Here is a 23,444-nt window from a genome sequence, read left to right as displayed (position 1 = left end):
ATGGCCTATTTATTTTAAAGAATATGGCTTCATAAGCATCTGTATATAGATATATGTAAAAATTTGAACATTGAGCAAAATCTGCATTGGAACTATGATAAAACTGTATTTTATTTCCAGCGAAAGAAGGCGATCGAACCGTCACACTCACCGTCTTAGGCACCATGATATGCCCGCAAGCAAATGTATCTTGCAGTCGCTGCGTTTCGTAGGTTAAGAGCGGAAATTACGAATTGAAGTGCAGTCATGGATGTATTGTGTCTTGAACACAGCGAAAGGAATGTGAGTTTTTATGAAAAAAGTAGCTTTGGTAAGCCCGTTGAGAACAGCGGTCGGCTCTTTTAACAAAACCCTTGCGCCCCTAAGCGCTCCTGAACTGGGAGCAATTGTGATGACAGCATGCCTTCAGCAAAGTAAATTAGAGCCTTCTTTAATTGATCAAGTTTATTTGGGAAATGTTCTTCAGGCGGGCAATGGCCAAAATCCTGCCAGACAGGCGGCACTAAAAGCCGGTATCCCCATTGATGTACCCGAATCAACGATAAATACGGTTTGCGGTTCAGGACTTCATGCCATCGGTTTAGCCTACAATTCAATATTGGCGGAACAAAGCAACATCGTCCTGGCAGGAGGCATGGAGAGCATGTCGAACGCCCCCTATCTGCTAAGGAATGCAAGAAACGGCTACAAACTTGGCAACGGTGAATTGGTAGACTCTCTGGTGGCCGACGGCCTTACATGCCCGATCAACCATTACCATATGGGCATTACCGCAGAAAATGTTGCTGAGAAATATGGTATTTCAAGACTTGAGCAGGATGAGTTTGCCTATGAAAGCCAGATAAAGGCTGTCGAAGCAAAAAACAAGAAGGTTTTTGAAGAGCAGATTGTTCCGGTCATGATCAAAAACAAAAAAGAAACTATTTATTTCACGGAAGACGAACACATAAGAGGAAATACAACGAAAGAAAAACTTTCTCATTTAAAAACTGCGTTTAAGGAGAACGGAACGGTTACCGCCGGAAATTCTTCGGGAATCAATGATGGCGCGGCAGCTATGCTTGTAGTGTCGGAAGACAAATGTAAGGAACATGCGTTAAAGCCGTTGGCATATATCAAGGGTTATTCACTTGTTGGCGTTGACCCTGCATATATGGGAATGGGCCCGGTAAAAGCGATTTCGTCCCTTCTTAAGCAACAGGGAATATCCATTGATGAAATTGATCTTTTTGAAATTAATGAAGCGTTCGCCGCACAAGCATTAGCTGTATTGAAAGAGCTTGGGGTCAGTCCGGAGAAGGTGAATGTCAATGGCGGCGCGATCGCGATCGGGCATCCTGTCGGTGCAAGCGGAGCTAGGGTATTGGTTACGTTGGTTCATGAAATGGTGCGAAGATCTTCACGTTACGGCATAGCCTCGTTATGCATCGGAACGGGAATGGGAATAGCGATGCTGGTTGAAAATGCACTTATTTAAAGTGCGCGTTCAAGATGACTTTTGAATTATCTCTAAAAAGGAAGGGAGATCGCTATGAATCAAAAAGATGTACTTTCACTCCAATCCATGCCTGCGGCCAGCGGCAGTTATGGGCGCCCGCCATGCCGCTTCATCAACCGGGAATTTTTTATCATTACCTATGAATCCGATCCCGCTGCGATTAGACATGCGGTCCCGGAACCTCTACAGCCGGATGGAAGCAATACGGTTGCCTATGAATGGATCAAGATGCCCGATTCATCCGGTTTAGGAAGCTATGAGGAAAGCGGTATTGTCATTCCCTGTACTTTTCACGGAGAACCCTGTAATTTTGTTGCCCAAATGTATTTGGATAACGCACCTGCTATTCTTGGGGGACGTGAAATCTGGGGCTTTCCTAAAAAATGGGCGAAGCCTCGCCTGATCGTTGAGGAGACGGAGACGCTGACGGGTACATTGCATTATAATAACGTCCTGGTGGCCATGGGAACCATGCCTTTCAAATATAACATTCTTGATGAAAAGGAAACGGCTAAAGCCATTGCAAAAACGCAAGTTAACTTAAAATTAATTCCTGATGTTGATGGTACCCCAAAAATTGCTCAGTTAGTGGCGTATAATCTCGAAAACATTTCTGTAAAGGGCGCCTGGTCAGGGCCTGCCAGATTAAACCTGATCCCCCATGTCAACGCTCCTGTGGCAGATTTGCCGGTTAAAGCTTATATTGGCGGAAAACATTTTATTGCCGATTTAACGCTTCCATACGGAAGAGTTCTCTACGATTATCTCCAATAAAGCTTGCTTTCCTAAAAAATATATAAGGAGACGGAACCATGAATAACAAAGTAATCTCCGCTGAAGAAGCAGTTAAGAAGGTCAAAGACGGGGACACGGTGATGGTCGGAGGTTTTCTGGCAGGAGGCTTTCCGGAGGAGCTGGTGCGTGCGCTTGTCGACACAAATTCCGCAAGCAATCTTACGATTATTTCCAATGACACAGGTACACCGGAATTATCTATCTATAATCTTGTAAAAAGCGGTAGAGTAAAGCGGATTTTTGCATCCTATATCGGCTCCAATCCGGAAACAGGCAGGCTCCTTATGACGAAAGAAGCGGAGGTTCAACTCTTCCCGCAAGGCACACTCGCTGAAAAAATACGCGCAGGAGGAGCCGGTTTGGGCGGTATTTTAACACCTGTAGGTGTAGGCACCATTGTAGAGGAAGGGAAAAAGAAAATCAAAATTGACGAAAGAGAATATTTGCTCGAACTGCCGCTCAAAGCGGATGTGGCGCTAATCAGAGCCCATAAGGCAGATGAAGCGGGAAATCTTGTCATCAACGGCTCTTCACGCAATTTCAATATGGTTATGGCTACAGCGGCAGAGTATGTAGTTGCTCAGACAGACGAATTCGTAAAGACGGGAGAAATTGACCCCAATCATGTCAACGTTCCCGGAATATTTGTCGACGCAATTGTAAAGGTGGGTGAAAACGCATGAATAACAGAGAATTCATTGCTCGAAGAATAGCCCAGGAATTCAAAAATGGCGAAGTTGTCAACCTTGGTGTTGGAATGCCTACAATGGTAGTGGACTATATCCCCGACAACATTCATATTATGCTGCAGGCTGAGAACGGAATCCTCGGTGTAGGCCCCAAAGCGGCCCAGGGAAAAGAAAGACTCGATTGTATCGATTCAGGCGGAAACTACGTTACAACTATGAAAGGAGCATGCTTTTTTGACAGTTCGCTTTCATTTTCCATCATCCGCGGAGGGCATGTGGATATCACGGTTTTGGGCGCCCTGGAGGTCGATGAGAAAGGCAACCTTGCAAGCTGGATGATCCCAGGGAAAAAGGTTCCGGGCATGGGGGGAGCCATGGATTTGGTGGTCGGAGCCAAGAGAGTGATTGTAGCCATGGAGCATGTCAACAAAAATGGGGCGCCGAAAATACTTAAACAGTGCAAGCTACCCCTGACTGCTGTAAATGTTGTAAAGACGATAGTAACCGAGAAGGCTGTCATTGATGTTATCCCGGGTAAAGGGCTGATGCTAAAGGAAATTGCTCCAGGTTTGTCAGTGAAAGACGTTCAAATGGCAACAGAGGCTGAACTGATAGTTTCACCACATTTGAAGGCCATTGCAGTGTGAAGGTCATGGGAACGGATCAAGCCCTTTAGCGGAGATGGGGACTGCCTGTCGGCGAAAATCAATTGGCGACTGGTTTGAGTCTAGCTACTTAACGTAGTAAGCTAGATAAAGTCGGTGGAGGCTCAAGTCCTTTGTGACCGCATTTATTTTTACAAGTAGGGTTCGCTAATTTGCTCACTGAGCATTTGCGAGCCTTTTTTTGTTGGAGTGGGAGGGGCATTAGCCTTTCACAAATTGGGGAGCCTACTACACGGCTGGTGAAGTAAGCTCCCCGGTCAGGGAGAAGCTTTTTGATAGCACGGGGGCTCATGCCAAACAAAGAAACGTAAGGACCGAGTATTTTTGCAGCATCAGCTTCATGCTCTCATCGTAATAATAATCTGGAACATAGAGGTTCCCATCCTCCTATTGTTCTTTCAGACGTTCCACACTGACGGTTTGGGTATTGGTGGGTCTGCTGCCTATCTGTACAGTGGCCATACCGTTCGCTTCGTCTACATGCTCAATCCAGATCGGTTTGCCATCCAATTGTACGGCAATAGTATCGGGCGAATCGTAAATCGCTTTTGCTCGTTCTGCATTCATGTTGTTCTCCTCCTGCTGATTGTGTTTTATGTGCATTAATTTAAAAATTTATAGCTGACCTAGTCCTCATCTATAATCCGTTCAACGTCCAATGAAGGGATGCTATGAGAAGGCGAAGTTGAAACCACAGCCTCCAAATCTACATGACCCACAGCGACGGGAAAAGGCGGCCGGATTCCGTGGGAAAGGGCAAACTCTGGCGGCAACGCATCCTGTTCACCTCCGGCAGGCCCCCGAAAGGCGATATGACTTTGACCCACACGATGACTGATCTTCCGACGATAGGATTTTCCGGGCATAAATGTGTACCTCCTTTTGAATCGGATATGCCTTACTATGCACCAAAAAAGCAGCAGCCATGCGCAAGCGAAAGCAATTCGCAGCCTTCATTTACACCTCATACATTCCTTTCTCAGAAGCATACTAAGTGAAAAAATGATATGCTCACTGCCCCGAGCGTTGGAAATCGAAGGATGCTAAATACGGATTAAAAAAGGAGGACTGGCGGTATGCATACGGTTTGGAAAGGCGCGATCAGCTTCGGGCTGGTTCATGTGCCAGTTAAAATGTTTTCAGCGACGGAGGACAAGGATATTTCCATGCGTTATATTCACAAGGAGTGTGGAAGCCCACTGAGCTATGTACGGAAATGTCCCGTTTGTGATAAGGAGGTTGAATGGGAGGAAATTGGAAAAGGCTACGAATATGAGAAGGGAAAATTCGTCATGTTCGACAAGGAGGAATTGGAACAGGTCAGCGGCCAAGCGGATAAAAATATCGTCATTTTGGATTTTGTGGACCTGCAGGAAATTGATCCGATTTATTTTCAAAAAACGTATTATTTATCTCCGGATCAGGCCGGCTCGAATGCGTATAAGCTGCTCATGAATGCGATGAAGGATACCGGAAAAATCGGGATCGCCCAAATCTCTATCCGTTCCAAAAGCAGCCTGGCAGCTATTCGGGTGCTGGATGAATGTTTGGCGGTGGAGACAATGTTTTACCCGGATGAGATTCGTCCCATTGCTCAAGTTCCTAATTTACCGGGGCAGGAGGAGGTTAAAGAGAAGGAACTGACGATGGCAAAAATGCTGATTGAGCAGCTATCTACACCTTTTGATGCAGCCAAGTATACGGACCAGTATCGCGAGCGTCTACTGGATCTCATTCAGCATAAAGTGGCCGGAGAAGAGGTGCGAGTCGCCCCAACACAACCGCAAACGAATGTTGTGGATTTAATGGCTGCCCTTCAAGCCAGTATTGAGGCTGTGAAGCCCGTCGTTGTTACCGATCCCGGTCCTGCTGCTCCCGGCCCTGCCGCCGCGAAAAAACGCCCTGCACGTAAGCCAGCAGCCCCGACAGCACAGCAGGCTGCGGCAGGCGATGACATCTCTCCGACTCCAGTCAAAAAAAGAAGAAGCACCGCCAAACGTAATGAAACTTGATAATAAAACTTGGGATAAATACAAAAACAGGCTAAGGGGTGGCGATGACATTGCTTTGATACGACAGCAGTTGGCTGAACGCCCCCCGCTCCTCTTGTTCCAGCTGCCTGTAGTTCCCTTGCTGTATAACCTCGCCTTGCTCCAGTACGACAATTTGATCCGCATGACGAATCGTTGACAGGCGGTGAGCGATGACGATCAGCGTCATTTGACCCTTCATCCGCTCCAGTGCTGCTTGAATTGCAGCTTCATGCTCACCATCGAGCGCACTTGTCGCTTCATCCAAAATGAGTACCGGAGGATGATGCAACACAGCCCGCGCTAATACCAATCGCTGACGTTCCCCTCCGGACAGGCGAATCCCCCGATCCCCAATGACCGTGTCCAGCCCTTGGGGCAGTCTGGCAACAAAGCTGTCTGCGGCAGCAAAATGCAGCGCCTCCCATAGCTGCTTTTCGCTGGCCTCTTTATCCGCCAGCTTCAGATTTTCACGAACGGTAGCGTGGAACAGAAAAGGGTCCTGTGACACGTATCCAAATGATTGCCGCCACTGCGGCAGCAGTTCGTCATCCAAAACACGTCCATCTATTTTAATCTGCCCCCCAGTTGGACGCAGAAAACCCATCAGCACATCGACCAGCGTACTCTTGCCTGCTCCCGATTTTCCCACAATGGCTGTCATCCCCTTGGCAGGTATGAACAGATTAATTTGGTGCAGTGCAGGCTCTGCTGCACTATCATAGCGATAATCCAGACCATTGCATTCAATCCCGCTACGCAGAAACAAGGGGTGCCGCGCAGATGCTGATGTATATGGAGATTCATGAAGTCCCGATACATCGGACGGGACACGGGTTGGGGGGGCTGCAAGAGCAGTTAACGACGGATCTGAGAAAGCTTCGCATTCCTGCTGTACTTTGGTCACACTTTCAAAAGCAGAGATCATGGACATGATATATTCCAGACTCGCTTGAATCAGGGCAAACCTTGGCCATAAGCGGGAAAATATGAGGATCAAGACGATCAGCTTTTCAGGTGAGACATGCAGCCATTGCAGGGACGCGAATATAAGACAAACGACAAATACAGCTGCCGCCGTACGATGCAAAAACTGTGTGGTGGCATTTTGCCGGACAAATTGGGTCGAATTATCCTCCATACGACGCGTCAGGGAGCGAAACCAATCTATATTGGCAGCCTCCAGCAAATTGCTTTTAATATCCTTCATTCCATTCAAATGATCGGTAATGCCGGCAAAATAAATCTGTGAAAGCTCAGTGGTACGGTCGCCTAGCTGCTTGGCATTTCGAATGGAGCGACGGAACACGACAAACAACCCCAATCCACTCAGGAATACTAATCCGGTTAAGGAAGGGGACAGCCAAAAAGCCAGTGCAATCTGGATCAGCGTAAACATGACGGATGTGGTAAGTTGAAGAAGCAAATTGGTTCCCTGACTGACACGGGCCAGCTCGGTCGTCATCACATGGCTAAAATCAGATTTACGCTGGCGTAAATAAAAGGTCCACTGCGCCTTCATAAAGGAGGTATATACGTCTATTCGAAGCGAGCGCATAAAACGCTGCTGAATCTGTGAGTTCAGAATCGATTGGTAACGCTGGAGCAGAGCCTGCCCGGTAAGCAGCACCACAAATAGCAGCAGCATCCCCGGCAATAGCCAGCTTTTTGGAATGTACGACAAGAAATGATCGAATCCACCGGACAGAAACGGCAGCCCTGAATGACCAGCAAATATACCAATGGCCGCCAGCATAGGCACAAGCATATAAATGCCAAAGCCCTCCAGCAAACTGATGATCATCATGCATCCAATATTGAGAAATAACGCACCGCCGTTCACGGCGTACAGCTTGGTTATATACAATCGCAGGTGAACCATAACGCACACTCCTTATGGGGTCAGTGCTTGGAAAATCGTCGTTTCAGCCATAAAAATGGACGTAAAGGGATGTACAAAAAATGCAGCTTGCGAGGCAGCGGCAACCTAACCGGATCACCTGTAGAAGGAAACAAGCGGCTGATCAGATAAAGTAATCTGTGCCTCGGCTCCTTTAAGGAAAGCAAGTAAGCTCGGCTAACGGACTGAGGGGTGACCGCTGTAGCTGTAGCTTCAGCAACGGCAGAACCTGAGGCGATTGAAGTAGCCCCCATGGATTCGGTGAGGCTGCTCACAGCATTGTTTACCGTGTTACCTGTCACGTAACTAGCGTCGTTCGCAGTGCTATTAGCCTCACTGACGGCGTGCAGGGTGGCTTCGATAGAGGCATCGCTGACTGAAGCAACGCCGATTGAGGCGATACCCATCGAAGAGATGCCCTCCACCGGCTGCGTCAAAGCTATGCTTTGCAACAGCTCTGACGCAGCCGTTCTGTTCGTACCTGGCCTGCTGGCAACCGGGTACGGTGCGGGTACGCTGGCCCGCATGAAGGCCAGTGCGCTCAGCGCAAGCCTGTGTGCCTGCCGGGTCGCCGATATCGGACGCATCGGCTCCGGTATCGGTGTACCCAGCAGCGCAGCGGCGAGCGTCCAAGCCTGCCCGCTCGCAGGCAGTCCTCCATGGCGGCGCAGCAACTGCAGCCCCGCCTCCCAATCGACAGCGCGTACTGCAAGCCTGTCAATGTCAACTAGCCAGCGCAGCCTGAACCAGCCGTGACGGGCCCCGTGGGCGCTCAAGTACAGGAACTGATCCTCACAGCCAAGTACGTACGTGCTGGTTGTCATCGCTGTCATGTTGTCAGCGGCTGCCGACTGTCCCCTCCCATTCGCTCCTGCGGATTCACTTTGTTGTCGACGGCTCCACAATTCATCAAATGAAGGTTCCCCGCCCGCATCCGGGTGAAGACGCCAATGCAGCTCCACCTCCACTCGCTTTTGCACATGCAGGAAAGATGTATGATGGTCCTTCCACTTCCAGCTGCCAAGAACACGCGCCTCTCCGCTTTTGGACTCATAGCCGGCTTCCCGTATCCAATGCTCGGCTTCATCCATATCATTTGGCGCAATAAGCAAATCTACGTCCTTGGAGGTACGCAGGGAAACATCCCCGTACAATTTCTGCGCCAGTGCAGGGCCCTTGAGCATAAGTACACGGATACCATGGGCCATAAGTAGCTTGGTCAGACGCCCAGCCTCTGCTTGGAGATGAAGCATGCGCAGCCTATTTCGTTGATATTGCGCCTGAAGACTCTCCAGCAATTGTGAAGGAATGACCGGATGATTCGACTTTTTCAGTTGGAGATATACGAGCGGCACTACCCGATGATGATCTGCCAGACGCAACAGGCGAGCCCAATCCAGCTCATGAATATGGGCAGCAGCAAATATCTGCTGCCATGGAGCAGCGTCTTTTTGCAATAAAGAGAGTAACAGCGTTAATTCCTGATCGTCTTTCCAATGGGCAAGTTCCAGAAGAGACTTGGTAAACATGCTATATTCTCCTTCGATTCTTTGAACATCCTTTGGTCTCATCGCATTCATGTAAAAAACGGCCTTTATTCTCTATTTTCGTTTGGGTAGCCGTCACAGCTCGCCTTCCGAATATACCCACCACAGTAAACGCCCCCATCTCCCGTTCGCCTGTAACATAAATCGGTCCGCTTCGTACCCATGCATGTGCCGCCAATCGCCCCGCAGCATTTTTGGCTGTGCCCAGATATAGCGTGCAGTCCAACTTCCTGCGCCTCAGCAACGTCATCGCGGCAATGGCCTGTACAAGACAGCTACTATGCCATGGAGTGTAACGGCTGGCCAGCTCCACAGCGTGTGAAATATGGCGAATATACTGTTCCTGCCATCCATTACATTTCCAGGAGGTTTCCTCCATACGCAGCCCCCATTGGCCTGAGTAATCTTCAAAAGGACGAAGCTGGCGAAGCCTCGCCCATCCCAGCGCCAACCAGGCTTCCGGCAATAATCTCATGACCTCTGGAGCCAGGAGAAGAAGCCGTTGTATCCACATACTAAATCGTCTCCCGCAGGAGCTTTAGCAGTCCTTCCCGTTCCAGCTCAGCCACAAAGGCGTGTACCTGCTGCCTGCACTGCTCCTCGTCCACCTCATACTCATCCGTCAGGACAGCTACGATCTCTCCGAGTGAAGGACTAGTTTCCGCCAACTCCCAGATTCGCCCTCCTGTAAAGCCCAGATTATAATATTTTCCAGTGTTGATGCTCATCATAACCTTTTCTCCGTCCATATCACTGACATAGACCTCTTCACCGTACATGACGCGGTAGTGGTCCTTGGCTGAATTAATGGCTGCCATAGCTATTTTCCTCCTTATGAAGGATATCAAGTATCCGTTGTACCATCTCGGACGCGGTAAAATCCGAGCTGCTTCGGAGCAGCCGCCAGCCCTCCACTCTCCGAGCCATCCGGACCGCCGTTCCAAAATACCATTCACCCAAACCCATTCGCGGAATGGTTCCCCTACGATATGTATGCAATAGTAATGTATGCAAGCACTCCAGTACGTTCAAGGGCTGCTCCATAACCGCGGTTAGCTCACCCTCGCACAGAAACTTACGGTTCGAAGCCTCTGTCACAAGCTCGAATACGCCCCCCAGGGGAAGCGGTTCGTTATAGAATTCGTCTCCCGTGGGTACAGCATATTTATTCAATTCACCTGCAATCTTACGCAGATCCCCATATTGTGGCATCGCAGGATTGCCGTGAGTTAGAACAAACCTGTGCTTTTGGGAGCGTACACGCTTATGTCCTTGTAAAGCCTCCAGTTGAAGCAGGCTGTCGAGCCCCAGCTTCTGCTGCGGATAAGCCGGATAAACAATAGGCTCGGATGCCGTAGCTTTTACTGCAATAACATCATCGCTGACCATCTGATAGCCTGCCTGTCTAAAAGCAGCCGCCAGTGTCGATTTTCCCGTACCGGATTCGCCCACAAAGGCATAGGCCTTGTCCCTGATGACTACCGCGCTTCCATGAATCGGCAATATCCGTCTTTGCATCAGAAGAACGCCCATGCATGTACCCAGCACAAACAACCGCACAGTGTCCATATCGGCCCCGGGGTGAATGCATACCTCGATGTACCTGCCTTCCCTGACGGCATAAATAGCTGTGCCGGGTATTTGAAACATAAAGCGTTCACCCTGCATCACAAAATTAGTCTGCTTAAGCTGATCACTCGATGCTGTCAAATCTGCCTGGCGAATGACCACATCCTCTATCGCTCCCGGTGCTGACTGTACCAGCTCAGGTAGTTTCAGTTCACTCCCAATTCGGAGCCCAAAGGCTGTATATTGTTCCCAACCGACACTTATACTCCTGTCATGCACGATAGGACTCACTCCCTCTGCCTTTTAAAAAGTCCCGTCTTTATTTCCTTGAGCAGCACATTTAGCCCAAAAGAAATAAAGACGGCTCGTAATAGGTCTATCTTTATGACTCCCGGCCCGCATGGGCTACAAATGTATGATCTCTGTTAGCTTGGATTATAAAGATCGGCATCGAAGTCGGACACCCAATCAATATTTTTCCAGCCTTTACCTGCCATGGTCTGGTTAATATCCAGTACCTCTATCGTTGGTTCCTGCCATTCTTTTTTGCTCATCTTATCACCTCCTCTCCAACAAATGCTGAACGATCCGACGGGATCACATCAAAATCAATTGGATCTACAAAGAAAACGGTACACGATCAAACTGTGCATCAGCAGTCGTATATTGGGGTCTGACGCCTGATCGGGGCGAGGATGGTGGAGTTTCGACATGGCCGTCTTAATAAATTCTATATTGAGATATTCGGCGGCTCGTAAATCATGACACATTAATTGAAGCTCCCCCATAAACGCATCCCAGCAAGGAATCATACGGTGGAGCCAATCTGCAGGCTGCACGCCGCGCACACGCTGGTTCAAACGAACATCATCAGGCAGATGATCCTGCATTGCTTTACGAATGAGCGCACGGTCCCGGCCGTTTTGCACATACTGCTCAAAAGGCACGGATAAGCAAAAGCGGATCACCCGGCTGTCTCCGGTCGGATCACGTTCCCACAGACCATAACGCAAGGAAAGCTTGGTTGCAACGACACCATTTTTGTTGGCAATCGCCAAATTCGAAAATTTCTCTTTTCTCGTCTGATCGGCATTCTTCATCCAGCCTGTTCCACTCAACATCGGAACATCTTCTACATGCATCCGTTTGGCAAACTCGGGGTGAATCAGCGAAGGCACCGGACTTCGTTGGCCTCGAAATAACGATCCACGGGAATCAAGCGAGGTCGCTTTTTTCAGCATCATGGGCACTAGACGAGACATGCGTCTTCCGGTCAGCCTGCTGTAGCGCCACAAGCCCTGAAAGGATTGCAGCCAGTGCAAACGACGAAACTGACGGGCATAATAATCCAGTGCAGGGCCCCATGAAACGGTAAAATTGCCTCGTGCCCCAGTCAGCAGTACACCGACATTATGCTCCTGTGCTTTTTCATAAAAACCTCTGATCCAGAAGGAATTTTCAAAATATTTGTAGGGAGCCTCCATAAGCTCCAGCCAAATATCAATTTCCGAAAACGGGCTTTTCCCCTCAAAATCCATATAATTTTCGTGAATGTTGCCCACATAGCGAGCCGTAGACTGAATATAGCTTCGTTCGTTCGCTAGCAGTGTAGGCGATGTCCAATCCGTAAAATCCTGAACAGGTACATAGCTGTATGCATACAGCGGCTTTTGCTGCAATTGCAGCGATGGAGCGGCAAAGCTGGCAACCGCTCCGGAATCCAGTCCCCCGCTCAAGGCCGCTCCTACGGCGCGATGCGTCCGTAATCGGGCAGTGACTGCCTGTGAGAATACCTCGCGGAATGCTTCTATATACTCGCTTTCAGTTTTGAGCCGCAGCGGCTCTACCTCATCCAGGCATGCATATTTATGGAGAATTCGCTTTCCCTCCTCCATCGTGAACCAATGTGCGGGAGGAAGCTGGTTGATATGCTTGTAGGCGGTCGTACCGATATCGACGGATTCCTGCATGGCGCGGATCGACAGAAATTCGGCCAGCCACGGTTCATGCAGTTCTTTTCGCAGAGAGGATAAGGCCAGGAGCGGAGCTACGACCGTGCTAAATGCAAAGCCGCGGTCATGCTGATAGGTATACAGCGTCCGGCTTCCCGTCATATCCCGAGCGCCATATAAGCGTCGTCGCTTGGCGTCCCAAATGACAAAGGTAAAATCACCTATTAAATATTGAGGCGTATTCACCCCCCATTTGTCATATGCCAGTAATATCAGCTCGCTATCCGTGGTTTCCTGCTGCCGTTCTTGTCTGACCCCCAGCCGTTCAAACAGCTCGGTACGATTGTCCAGAATTGCATCCGCTGTGATAGCAAGTTCTCGCTGCTCATCATAAAAGGGAAGACGCTCATGTACAGATTCCGGGGTCACATGCTGGGCATGACATCCCAAAAAAATGGAGCCTTCACACCAGGAACAAACGCGGTCCGCTGGATATTTTCGCAGGGCTTGCATCATTTTACCGCCTTCTTCGGCGCTTACGGACTCATGTCCAAAGCTGTAGATTCCGGCAATTGCACTCACGTTCTCCCCCCTTTTTCTTTTCCTATACTAGATAACGCTATAGACGCCCAGCGTCCCAACTTACGGACAAACGGACTGCGAGATCGAAGACCTTGATTGCTGTCTTGATAGGCTTGGAGCTGAGCGATAAGACGCTTACGCTCCTCATAACTATGGGTCAGCCTGTTTTCCAGCGATTGAATCCGTCGTTCATTCACGATCTGTTCCATGCCCACCCTTGCAGCATTATGAGGGGCCGCATGATATCCTTCATTCACTACATTTATTGTGTTTTTCGTAAATTCGCCGTTATCTGCACCTTGCCCATCCAGCATTCGATAAGCAGTCTTCCATTCAAATCCGCTTTGCTGGAGAAACTGGTGAGTACGTCGACTAAACAGCTCCACGTCGGCCTCATCCTCAAAGCGTACTCCAGCAATCTGCTCAGCCTGCTCCAGCGCTTCCGTGTAGCCAAGCTGCCTAAATATACGAGATCCGATGCTTCTGCAATACAACTCAATTTCCTCTTTACTCAACAGATGTTGCCAGCTATGTACCGAATCCTGATGCGGCTGTACATGCTCCCCAACGAATGGATCACCCGCTCCCATGCTATAAAACAAACTGGATTTGGGAGTATCCGCAAAGTTTCCGTAATTCTCCATTCCTGATTCATATTCGATCCCCAAAAAACCGCAAAGCTTCTCGATCTCCAGCGCCGGATTGGATACGAGCTGTTCATATACAAGCGGGTATGCAAGTGGATGAGGTGTGGCAAAATAATGGGCGTAACGGAGCAAACCAACGGTAATATCCGTCATTTTCATATTAAAATGGGGGCTTTTCAGCTCCTCCAGCAAACGAAAACGCCCACCTCGTAGCTGATTGACTTTTTTGAATGAAGCGGCAATAGCCAAGGGATTGCGAATAAGCCACACCCTGCGGGCTGCCGGAAACAAACGGTCTATAAATTCCAGCACCGCATAGTAACGCGGAGATTTGTCGATGAGCATATCTGCTGTTGTGCCTTGAAGCAGACCATTATAGATTTCAAGCGCATACGAACGGGAGGCCTGCTCCAATACAGGTGGAGGAACCATACCTTTAAAAAATTGCCGAATAATTCCTGTTCCTCCATAGGGTCGTGTATGGGACTGAGGAAGATCATGCAGACTGAGCAAAAACCACATTTCCTGGGTGGCAAACAGGCGTGAATGGTTTTGCAAAATAGTGGTAAGCAGCGAGCTTCCGCTCCGTGGGACACTCAGCAGAAATATCAGGCCCCCACCTTGCTTTTCAATCAAGAATACTCCTCCTCTAGCTCTGACTCAAGACACTTTAATAGATACAATTCGTATTTTAATTATAAATTTATGATACATAATGTATCTTGTCAATCCCTTTGATGGATAAATTGTGTACCTGACGCTCATCCTAATCCATAAGTACATCTTGTTCAAACGATAGCGGTCGCCACATGTAACTTTTCAGCTCAGCTTATTTGGAATAAAGAAGGAGCGTAGCCCTATGGGACAAGCTGTTAAAGGTACGATTACCATTGAAGGTCAGGAAATTCCCATCACTAACCCGAATAAACCGCTGTGGCCGGAAGCCGGTGTGACCAAAGCGTTATATCTTCGCAAGCTTGCAGTGTTGGCGCCTTTCCTGCTCAAATATTGTCAGCATCGCTTGCTGACTGTCATCCGCTGGCCACATGGCATTCACGGGAAATTTTTTTATCAGAAAAATGCTCCACAGCCTCGGCCAGATTATATTGAAACCACGTTGCAGGACGATATTGAATATATCGTGCTTAACAAGCTGCCACAATTGCTATGGCTCGGAAACCAAGCTGCGCTGGAATTTCACCCCTCCCTGCATCAAGCAGGAAGCCATTTGCCCTGTGAATGGATGATTGATCTGGACCCGTCGAGAGAAGTGGAGCCACGCATAATGGAGGCTGCCTCCATCGTTGGTGAAGTGCTGGCTTCGCTTGGTTTGGAATCGGTCCCCAAAACATCCGGAGCCACCGGAGTGCAAATTATCGTCCCGATTCGAACAGGCGTAACCTTCGACGAGCTTCGCAGCATCGGACTGCTGGTCGGACAATTTGTGACGGAAAAACACCCTCATCTATTCACACTGGAACGGTTAAAGAAGGATCGTGGAACAGCTATCTATTTTGATTATTTACAGCATTATCAGGGTAAAACGCTATCTGCTCCCTATACCCCTCGGGCTCGCCCCGGTGCGACTGTATCTACTCCGCTTACATGGGATGAGGTACGGCGGGATGTATCACCGCTTGATTACCATTTGTTGAATATTGAGGAACGGCTAAATCAGATAGGCGACTTGATCGGCAAGGTTCCTCCACAGCCTGTCGAGGATATTCTAAAGCATATGCGTGCCAAGGCTCATCCAACCTGATTTCCGCCTATGCAAAAAAGGGGGACAACCCCCGCAACCATAACGGCTGAGGAATTGTCCCCTTGAGCTAGTGTATTCCTTTTTTCTTAAAGCGTCCGCCCTTCACATCGTGAATGTTGCCAATCGCCACAAAAGCGTGGGGATCCCAGTCTTCAACGATGTTCTTCAGCTTCGCTTCCTCCAGACGGGTAATAACGACGAAAATGACTTTCTTGCTTTCGCCTGTAAAGCCGCCTTCACCTTCCAGATAGGTTACGCCCCGTCCAAGACGGTCTGTCAGGGCATCCCCGATATCGCGGTACTTTTCACTAATAATCCAGACCGATTTGGACTGATCCAGACCTTCAATCGTTATATCAATCATTTTCATGGCAATATAATAAGCAATCATGGAATAGAGGGCATTCGACCAGCCGAATACAAAGCCTGCACTGCCCAGAATGAAGATGTTAACGAACAGTACGATCTCACCGACCGAGAAAGGAGTTTTTTCACTGACGAGAATAGCTACGATCTCTGTTCCATCCAGCGAGCCGCCGGACCGAATCACAAGCCCGACCCCAACGCCGAGAATAACACCGCCAAAGATAGCGCCGAGCAGCGGTTCGCCAGGAGTCAACGCACTTACATTGTGAAGTAATGCGGTTCCGATGGACATTACAATAATGCCGAATAATGTGGATAAAGCGAAGGTTTTACCGATTTGTTTGTAGCCGATAACCAGAAATGGAAGGTTCAACAGGGTCAGGAAAATACCGAGCGGGTAGCCAGTAAGCTTGGAGGCCATAATGGAGATACCTGTAACGCCTCCGTCAATAACACCGTTGGGAACCAGAAATATTTCCAGGCCCACAGCCATGAGCGCCGCACCGAAAATAATCATGGCCGCACGCTGCAACAGGCGTTTTGCATTGTTCTTAGGATTGGCTGGAATTTTGCTGATCTTGGTCAACTCTCCGGTCACATCTGTGATCTCAGATACATTTTTGACTTCCTTGCTCACTACACTCATATATAAATCCCCCCATTACAGTATGATAATATTGGACAAAAAAGGGGCTGCATCCGCAGTCCCCTCTTCTTTACCGCGCTATTTATATAAATAGTATATCATAAAATTGTGATTTTGCGTAAGAAAGTTAGTAAAAAGCACATAAATCTCAATAAAGAGGGATTTTATTGATAAAAACGGTGAAAATCGTCTTTAAAGGAGTGGAGAGAGCATGCGAGCTAGAATTTCAGCTGTTTTCTGCGCTCGCGACCGTCTGCGGAATACATTTAAATCTATGCGTGAGGAGTTGGAAATGTCCTCTTCAAAATCGGTCGAAAGATGTTCCAGCGCTGAATGCGCAAAGAGTACAGCAGTCAGCTCAAAATTATAGAAAAAGCTGCGCATGTCCATATTGGCAGTCCCGACCGAGCCGAGTAAGTCATCCACAATCACCACTTTGGCGTGAATAAATCCTTTTCGATATTGGTAGAACTCCACCCCCGCTTCCAGCAGTTCCTGCACATAGGACAGAGACGCCAGATGAACCAGCTTCGAATCCGATTGATATGGAATAATAATCTTCACATCCACATCGCTAACCGCTGCCAGCTTAAGCGCCTCATAAATAGCCGGATCAGGAATAAAATACGGTGTCGCAATCCAGATCCGCTCCTTGGCAACCGACAGCGCTCCAAAGCACATCTCCTGAATCGTATCCCATACCTGATCGGGACCGCTGCTCAATATCTGCACCTCCTCATCCCCTGAACAGGTATGCGGCGGAAACAAATTTGCATCCATCAGCCTCTCCCCAGAGGCCAGCTTCCAGTCGCTCAAAAATACATTTTGCAGAAAATAGATGCTATCTCCTTCAATCTGCAAATGCGTATCCCTCCAAAATCCTACCTTAGGATATTTACCGAGATAATCGTCGCCTACATTGATTCCGCCCACAAATCCTATGATTCCATCCACCACCAAGATTTTACGGTGATTCCGGTAGTTGATCCGGCGATCCAGCGTAGCAAAAAATGGAGGCAGAAAATAATGAAATTCCACTCCCGCCTCGCCACAGGCGCGAATAAAAGAATAGGGCAAATTGTAGCTTCCCACGCCGTCCACCACAAATCGTACTTTTACTCCCTCACGTGCCTTGCGGATCATGACCTCCTGAAACTTTCTTCCGATTTCGTCCGCCCGGAATATGTAAAACTCCACATGAATATGATGCTTCGCCTGCTCCATCGCGGTCAGCATGGCTTCAAAGGTCTCTTCTCCATTGGTCAGAACACGTGTGCGATTGCATCCAGTCAACGGATTTTCAGACATGCGAATCAACTGGTTAAACAGACGCTCCTGATGTCTGAAATGAGGATTACGCATTTGTTCCACCTGCTCAATCACCCTCGATTGAGCCCACAGACGCTCACGGAATTCACGAAACAGCTGTGATCCTGCTTTTCGAATCATTTTGCGCTTCTTATAATCCTGTGCTACAAAGTAGTACACGACAAAGCCAATAAGCGGAAAGCAGAACAAAATAAATAGCCAGGCTACTGCTTTGGAAGGCTTCCGGAATTCAAAGAGCAGGATCGTTCCGGTCTGAAAAATAAAAACGATTAAAACCAACAGCAACCACAGCATGTTCAAGCCTCCTTATATATCTACGTTTTATACCAAGCTCTCTAATTTTTTTGACATGTTTGCCCCTTTAGCTGAATAGATAGTAACCAAGCACTATAGAAGCGATGTCCGGAAAGGAGCGATTATGAAAAAAGGAAGCCTAAATCGCCGGATGACCTTGCTTGTCATTCGGGACGCACAGCAACCACCCAAGCAGCTGCAATTCTCTACAGCCGCTGTCATTCTCGTCCCGACCCTTGTGATCGCGTCTATCTCTACACTCGTGATCGGGCTGCAAATCCGTTCTTCCCATATTATTTCCCAAATGGAAACGAATCTTGCTGTCCAGAGTTTGCAGATGGAGGTTACGGTAGCAGACAAGGATGCAGCCATCGGGCGACTACGACGCGAGGTCATGGAGCTGACGAATCAAGCGACTAGTATTCGTGAACGCCTCCAGCGCATAACGGAATTGGAACAGCAAATGCAGCAATTTATTCGTAAACACGGAAATTCCTCTAACGCAAGCAGCAATAAATCAACCATAACTCCGCTCTCCTGGGATGCCTCCAGCCATACCGGGGGCGAACTCATTGCAGTTCATGAAAATACAGCTCTGCTTGCTCGTCAGGCCATGGATGATTTTCAGGAGATCGAATCCCTGCTGGACACGGTGGAACGCACGGTTCCCCGCTCTATTCAGCAGGCGAATGCCGTTCAACAGAATCTGGAGCGCAAACAAGCTGCGCAACTGCTTCAGACCCGCAGGCTGGCTCTTGCCGAGCAAGGGAAGCCCTCCGTTTGGCCTGTAGGCTCACGCCGAATGTCCTCCAGCTTCGGCTATCGCAGCGATCCATTTACGGGCAGATCGGCTTTCCATTCAGGCGTAGACATCGCCGGACAAACAGGTGATCCCGTCTATGCGGCGGGGGCAGGTACCGTACTGGAGGCCAATTCCAGCGGAGCCCGCGGCAATTGCATTATCATCCAGCATCCTGACGGACTCCAGAGCTGGTATATGCACCTGAGCGGAATGCAGGTGGCTCCGGGGGATCGTGTCCAAAAAGGACAGACCATCGGGCTGCTGGGAAGCACCGGAAGAAGTACGGGACCTCATCTTCATTTCCAGATCGTCAAGCATAACCAGCCTGTCGATCCATTACTGTATGTACAATAAAAGATTGGGGGAAACCATCATGTTCAAGGAATCGAAAAAAAAGCTCTCCGCCCCTGTAACAGATACGCTGCTGGCTAACGGCACCAGCTTTGAAGGTACTGTTGAGGCAGAGGCCAATATTCGGATTGACGGCCAGTTTCAAGGTGATATCTGCAGCTCTCGTACCGTCATCATTGGAGAAACCGCTGTTGTGCGTTCAGACATCATGGCACGGGACGTCGTTCTTGCCGGGAAGGTATTCGGCAGCATCACCACAGAGGAACGGCTGACCATTACACCGACAGGTGAACTATACGGGAATGCGGCGGCGGCCGCATTAGTCATTTTAGAAGGCGGCGTTCTGGACGGCACATGTCAAATGAACCGCACGAAGGATGCTGAGCCATTGACCTCGGCGAACGATTCGAACAACGAATCCTTAACCCATTCCGACAAAAGTCAGGAAAACAACCAAGCCCCCCTGCAATCAGAAGCGGGATAACAGCTGGCTGCATGCCTTAAAAAAATCCCTATCCGCTACTCACTCCATTATATCCTCCACTCTGCGCTCCAAAAATAAATGGTATACCTTGCGTATGACAATTTTAGCGCACATATACAGCGGAATGACCAGAATAATACCCAGTACACCGAGCAGGTCACCACCAACCAGCAGCAAAATGACAACAGTCAACGGATGAATATCCAACTGCTTGCCAAAAACTATAGGAGACAGCCAATTATCCTGAATTTGCTGGGCAGCGATGACAACGACCAATGACCAGAGCGCCATGGAAGGCGATTCGAGAAATCCAATCACAAGCACAGGTATGGAAGCCGCCACTGCCCCCACATAGGGAATAAAATTAAGAAAAATCGAAATAATGGCGAGCAGCAAGGCATAAGGCAAGCCAATCATCAGAAATCCAAGGAACATCATCACACCCAATGCGACATTAATCAGCACCCGACTGACGATAAAGCTGCTGAGCGCGCTGTCAATATCCTCCATAACCTCCAGTGCATCCTTGTGATATTTTTTAGGAAAGAAGTTTAGCATTTTAGGACTAAATTTGCTCCCTTCCTTCAGCATGTAATAAAGCAGAATCGGAAAGGTAGCCAACACGATAAAAAAGTAGGACACGAATGATACCAGCTTGACCGAATAATCGGACAGAGCAGATAAGGCTTCGTTAAGCGTATCCGACAGTCGTGACAGCGGGTCTTCACCCGGAGGCAGCACTTGCCTCAAGGATTGATTATGCCGCCATTGGCTCAATTGATCAACCAGACTTTTAATGAGCTTCGGCGCATTTTCAAATAAATTGGTTACCTGTTCCCGCAGCGTAGGCCACACCCCCCAGGAGAAAATAAACAGCAGCATGGCAATGCCTGTAGTCAAACGAAAAAAACGAATATTTTGCAGCATGTCGCGGGCCCCCTCTAATCTGTTTCTCTCTACCCTTTTAAACGCAAAACGACCCTACTGATTGATCCTGGCTGAAAATAGATTAAATAGCGTTAACATAGAAAAAAGGACGTCCAAATGGCAGGCATTTGAACGTCCTTTTTGTGATTTCAACATTTTGCGAAAATTATGATGTTATGAAAACCGGAACCTCTCAGGTCACGGATTTAGGTTGAAACATCCCGTTTTATGAAAACCACCCAGGCAATGGCTATAAATACCACATAATAAGCGGCCAGCACAGTTAGGGAAAAGGTAAGACCAGAGCTTACCGTCCCCGGCGGCATATCAAGATATTTTTTCAGATCCATATGTGTAAAAAGTACGTATTGGGTCCATGCAAAACGATCGGTTTTAAACAAGCCAATAGAGTTATAGACTGTTTTGGTAAACATCATGAACAGCGACAGCCCAATCGCCAAGGCGCTGGAACGGAAAACAGCGGACAGCATAAAGGCAAAGGCCATCGTCACAAATAAAGCGATATAGCTATACAAGAAGTTCAACGTAACGTAAGATAACGGATCACTAAACAGCGGAACAGAACCTGCTGGTGCATCCTTGGATAACATCAGCCAAGAGGACAGTGTAACCATTAAAATCAAAATGATCGTTCCAAGCAAACTGAACAAAATAACGGATATATACTTGGACAACAGTATTTTGCTGCGCGTCCAGGGTCGGATGAGCAGCAGCTTAATCGTTCCCCAAGTAAATTCACCGGCTACCGAATCAGCAGCTACAATAACCGTAAACGTCGTATTGAGGAAAAATGTAAACAACGTCGTCAACGCAATCCCATCCCACACACTGACCTGATCCGAAACCAGGGAAATCAGCATCGGAATCCCGGCAGTGATGACCGCCAGCAGTCCCAGCATAATCCATGTGCGCACACGCAGGTAAATTTTCAGATTTTCATTATGTACCAGCTTGAAGAAATCAGCCAATGGACCCGCCTCCCGTCACTTCCAAAAATTGATCTTCCAGCGTATGGGCAACCGGGCGAATCGCATATACTTTAACTCCGTTTGCTGCCAGCAGGCTGTTCATCTCTGCGATCTGTTCCCGCTCCAGGTGAAGCAGCAGTTGATTGCCTTCGACGCGCCCTGCCCCGGCAAGTGTATAGGCTTGCTTAGCATCATTTACTTCAAAAGCAATTTCAGTCGTTTGTACTTCTCCATCAGCGCTCTTCAACTGCTTGATGTCAACCAGCCGCCCACTCTGAATAATGGCTACACGGTCACACATCAGCTCCATTTCGGACAACAAGTGACTCGATACAAATACGGCAATTCCCTCGGTCCGGCTCAATTGACGCAAATAATCCCGCAATTCGCGAATACCTTGCGGGTCCAGACCATTGGTCGGCTCGTCTAGCACGAGCAGCTTCGGTCGATGCAAAATCGCCTGAGCTACCCCGAGGCGCTGCCGCATCCCGAGCGAGTAGGTTTTGACTTTATCGTGAATCCGGTTTTCAAGTCCTACCAAGCGTATCGCCTCATCCACGCGCTTTTGGGTTACCCCCGGAGACATTCGTGCAAAATGCTGCAAATTTTGATAGCCTGTCAAAAACTTGTACATCTCTGGATTTTCAACAATCGCACCGACATGAGAAATAGCCTTTTCAAAATCCGTGTTTATGCTGTCTCCACAAATATGAATATCGCCCTTGCTTAACGAAATCAGACCCACCATCATGCGGATCGTGGTCGTTTTTCCCGCACCGTTGGGTCCGAGGAAACCAAATACCTGTCCCGCCGGAACCTCCAGCGTCAGATCGTCCACAATCGCTTTCGAGGAAATGATTTTACTCACACCCTCCATCCGTATGACGGGAACCTGTCCTGTCGTTTGCTGCATGCTATGAAACTCCTTCCATCCGGAGTGAAGCCCAACGCTTTTTACTGTTCATTTCCGGTTTTGGAAGTATTGTACCATATTTATTCTTTCGAAAACACCTTGTCACGGCTATTCCTTTTCCTTGTATATCCAAAGCACCCGCCACTCCTCACCTTCCTGCGTCACATAACAGGGCTGTACAATATCAAAAGTGCCGAATCGGGTCTTGTAATGCTGGGTGACCTTAATACGATAGGCCTTTTCTACCCCTTCTCCATCCTGATCTGTACGAATATCATATTCAGCCTGCGGCTCTCCCAGCTCGAACGTAAACGTATCCGTCCCCATATCCTGCATAAAAACGTGCGCACGCTGCTGCACATACGTAGACTTTTCGAATTTTTTCTTCATTTGTGAATGAAAAAGCTCCCACGAGCCTCCGAAATTTCCCGCTTGCTCCATGGTGTAGAATTCGTTCAGCACTTTTACCGCTTGTTCATCCTCCTCCGTAGACATGACTCCACGCAGTCCCAGCCACAGCAGCCATAACAGTCCACATATCAATGCAAAATACAGCAGCTTGCGAATGAACATGAATATTGAAGCGGCTCTCCTTCTAAATAACACCGATTGTCCCTCCCTCTGTTGGACGATCTGCTGGATACTCTACAGATGTATGTGGGACAAGCTGAGTTTAGAAGACAATAACGGGTCCACTCCTTAAAGTG

The 23,444-nt window shown here is 48.5% G+C and carries 24 protein-coding genes; 8 read left to right on the top strand and 16 right to left on the bottom strand.

What is annotated here, in order from left to right; translation table 11 throughout:
* Positions 1 to 292 precede the first annotated feature (292 nt).
* Genes GCU48_RS16850 through GCU48_RS16835 form a run of 4 tightly spaced genes read left to right on the top strand, consistent with a single transcriptional unit; the run spans position 293 to position 3,629 of the window.
* Positions 293 to 1,477, top strand: coding sequence for an acetyl-CoA C-acetyltransferase (locus tag GCU48_RS16850; RefSeq protein ID WP_152380790.1), 1,185 nt, complete (start codon positions 293 to 295; stop codon positions 1,475 to 1,477).
* 54 nt (positions 1,478 to 1,531) lie between these two features.
* Positions 1,532 to 2,272: an acetoacetate decarboxylase gene (locus GCU48_RS16845; protein WP_152380789.1), complete on the top strand. Its 741-nt coding sequence runs from the start codon at positions 1,532 to 1,534 to the stop codon at positions 2,270 to 2,272.
* 38 nt (positions 2,273 to 2,310) lie between these two features.
* Positions 2,311 to 2,976, top strand: a complete 666-nt coding sequence (locus GCU48_RS16840; protein WP_152380788.1) for a CoA transferase subunit A — start codon at positions 2,311 to 2,313, stop codon at positions 2,974 to 2,976.
* Entirely contained in the window at positions 2,973 to 3,629 is a 657-nt protein-coding gene (locus GCU48_RS16835) for a 3-oxoacid CoA-transferase subunit B (RefSeq protein WP_025717335.1), read from the top strand. Before GCU48_RS16840 ends, GCU48_RS16835 begins: the two co-directional genes overlap by 4 nt.
* A gap of 405 nt (positions 3,630 to 4,034) precedes the next feature.
* On the opposite strand, the gene GCU48_RS16830 is transcribed toward GCU48_RS16835, so the two are convergent.
* Positions 4,035 to 4,214, bottom strand: coding sequence for an H-type small acid-soluble spore protein (locus tag GCU48_RS16830; RefSeq protein ID WP_152380787.1), 180 nt, complete (start codon positions 4,212 to 4,214; stop codon positions 4,035 to 4,037).
* A 59-nt stretch (positions 4,215 to 4,273) separates the two neighbouring features.
* Positions 4,274 to 4,513 carry a hypothetical protein gene (locus GCU48_RS16825; protein ID WP_152380786.1) on the bottom strand — a complete coding sequence of 80 codons (240 nt, stop codon included), beginning with the start codon at positions 4,511 to 4,513 and terminating at the stop codon, positions 4,274 to 4,276.
* 210 nt (positions 4,514 to 4,723) lie between these two features.
* On the opposite strand from GCU48_RS16825, the gene ku reads away from it, so the two are divergent.
* Positions 4,724 to 5,659 (top strand): non-homologous end joining protein Ku, encoded by a 936-nt coding sequence (gene ku, locus GCU48_RS16820; RefSeq protein ID WP_152380785.1) that lies wholly within the window; start codon positions 4,724 to 4,726, stop codon positions 5,657 to 5,659.
* A 31-nt stretch (positions 5,660 to 5,690) separates the two neighbouring features.
* Here the strand turns inward: ku and GCU48_RS16815 are convergent, their stop codons facing one another.
* The 8 genes from GCU48_RS16815 to GCU48_RS16780 form a co-directional block, all read right to left on the bottom strand.
* Positions 5,691 to 7,559 carry an ABC transporter ATP-binding protein gene (locus tag GCU48_RS16815; RefSeq protein WP_152380784.1) on the bottom strand — a complete coding sequence of 623 codons (1,869 nt, stop codon included), beginning with the start codon at positions 7,557 to 7,559 and terminating at the stop codon, positions 5,691 to 5,693.
* A 20-nt stretch (positions 7,560 to 7,579) separates the two neighbouring features.
* Positions 7,580 to 9,106: a nucleotidyltransferase family protein gene (locus tag GCU48_RS16810; RefSeq protein WP_152380783.1), complete on the bottom strand. Its 1,527-nt coding sequence runs from the start codon at positions 9,104 to 9,106 to the stop codon at positions 7,580 to 7,582.
* Between the two features lies 1 nt (position 9,107).
* Positions 9,108 to 9,638, bottom strand: coding sequence for a lasso peptide biosynthesis B2 protein (locus GCU48_RS16805; RefSeq protein ID WP_152380782.1), 531 nt, complete (start codon positions 9,636 to 9,638; stop codon positions 9,108 to 9,110).
* A 1-nt stretch (position 9,639) separates the two neighbouring features.
* Positions 9,640 to 9,942 (bottom strand): lasso peptide biosynthesis PqqD family chaperone, encoded by a 303-nt coding sequence (locus GCU48_RS16800; RefSeq protein WP_152380781.1) that lies wholly within the window; start codon positions 9,940 to 9,942, stop codon positions 9,640 to 9,642.
* Complete coding sequence (locus GCU48_RS16795; RefSeq protein WP_152380780.1) at positions 9,929 to 10,972, bottom strand: phosphoenolpyruvate carboxykinase (ATP); 1,044 nt, start codon at positions 10,970 to 10,972, stop codon at positions 9,929 to 9,931. The genes GCU48_RS16800 and GCU48_RS16795 overlap by 14 nt, the downstream gene beginning before the upstream one ends.
* A 146-nt stretch (positions 10,973 to 11,118) precedes the next feature.
* Positions 11,119 to 11,247 (bottom strand): paeninodin family lasso peptide, encoded by a 129-nt coding sequence (locus GCU48_RS16790; RefSeq protein WP_152380779.1) that lies wholly within the window; start codon positions 11,245 to 11,247, stop codon positions 11,119 to 11,121.
* 54 nt (positions 11,248 to 11,301) lie between these two features.
* Complete coding sequence (locus GCU48_RS16785) at positions 11,302 to 13,227, bottom strand: asparagine synthase-related protein (RefSeq protein ID WP_152380778.1); 1,926 nt, start codon at positions 13,225 to 13,227, stop codon at positions 11,302 to 11,304.
* Entirely contained in the window at positions 13,224 to 14,510 is a 1,287-nt protein-coding gene (locus tag GCU48_RS16780) for a sulfotransferase family protein (RefSeq protein ID WP_152380777.1), read from the bottom strand. The genes GCU48_RS16785 and GCU48_RS16780 overlap by 4 nt, the downstream gene beginning before the upstream one ends.
* Positions 14,511 to 14,733: 223 nt before the next feature.
* On the opposite strand from GCU48_RS16780, the gene ligD reads away from it, so the two are divergent.
* A complete protein-coding gene (gene ligD / locus GCU48_RS16775; protein WP_152380776.1) occupies positions 14,734 to 15,636 on the top strand; it encodes a non-homologous end-joining DNA ligase in 903 nt (300 codons plus the stop codon).
* A gap of 67 nt (positions 15,637 to 15,703) precedes the next feature.
* Here the strand turns inward: ligD and GCU48_RS16770 are convergent, their stop codons facing one another.
* On the bottom strand, positions 15,704 to 16,648 hold the full coding sequence (locus GCU48_RS16770; RefSeq protein ID WP_152380775.1) for a YitT family protein: 945 nt from the start codon (positions 16,646 to 16,648) through the stop codon (positions 15,704 to 15,706).
* Positions 16,649 to 16,840: 192 nt separating this feature from the next.
* On the bottom strand, positions 16,841 to 18,271 hold the full coding sequence (gene cls / locus GCU48_RS16765) for a cardiolipin synthase (protein WP_152380774.1): 1,431 nt from the start codon (positions 18,269 to 18,271) through the stop codon (positions 16,841 to 16,843).
* A gap of 124 nt (positions 18,272 to 18,395) precedes the next feature.
* Between cls and GCU48_RS16760 the strand changes: the two genes are divergently transcribed.
* A complete protein-coding gene (locus tag GCU48_RS16760) occupies positions 18,396 to 19,427 on the top strand; it encodes a M23 family metallopeptidase (protein WP_152380773.1) in 1,032 nt (343 codons plus the stop codon).
* 19 nt (positions 19,428 to 19,446) lie between these two features.
* The gene (locus GCU48_RS16755; RefSeq protein WP_152380772.1) at positions 19,447 to 19,908 is read left to right on the top strand and encodes a bactofilin family protein; all 462 of its coding nucleotides are present in this window, start codon (positions 19,447 to 19,449) and stop codon (positions 19,906 to 19,908) included.
* Between the two features lie 39 nt (positions 19,909 to 19,947).
* On the opposite strand, the gene GCU48_RS16750 is transcribed toward GCU48_RS16755, so the two are convergent.
* The 4 genes from GCU48_RS16750 to GCU48_RS16735 all read right to left on the bottom strand — a co-directional run bounded on the left by GCU48_RS16750 (position 19,948) and on the right by GCU48_RS16735 (position 23,343).
* Positions 19,948 to 20,835, bottom strand: coding sequence for an AI-2E family transporter (locus tag GCU48_RS16750; RefSeq protein WP_244315733.1), 888 nt, complete (start codon positions 20,833 to 20,835; stop codon positions 19,948 to 19,950).
* A gap of 206 nt (positions 20,836 to 21,041) precedes the next feature.
* The gene (locus tag GCU48_RS16745) at positions 21,042 to 21,824 is read right to left on the bottom strand and encodes an ABC transporter permease (protein ID WP_152380771.1); all 783 of its coding nucleotides are present in this window, start codon (positions 21,822 to 21,824) and stop codon (positions 21,042 to 21,044) included.
* Positions 21,817 to 22,737 (bottom strand): ABC transporter ATP-binding protein, encoded by a 921-nt coding sequence (locus tag GCU48_RS16740; RefSeq protein ID WP_152380770.1) that lies wholly within the window; start codon positions 22,735 to 22,737, stop codon positions 21,817 to 21,819. Before GCU48_RS16740 ends, GCU48_RS16745 begins: the two co-directional genes overlap by 8 nt.
* A 108-nt stretch (positions 22,738 to 22,845) precedes the next feature.
* Complete coding sequence (locus GCU48_RS16735) at positions 22,846 to 23,343, bottom strand: hypothetical protein (RefSeq protein WP_152380769.1); 498 nt, start codon at positions 23,341 to 23,343, stop codon at positions 22,846 to 22,848.
* Between the last annotated feature and the right edge of the window lie 101 nt (positions 23,344 to 23,444).

Source organism: Paenibacillus brasilensis (assembly GCF_009363115.1).
GTDB classification, from domain to species: domain Bacteria; phylum Bacillota; class Bacilli; order Paenibacillales; family Paenibacillaceae; genus Paenibacillus; species Paenibacillus brasilensis.
The sequence above is the reverse complement of the archived record's forward strand: the minus strand, read 5'-3'. Positions and strand labels throughout refer to the sequence as shown.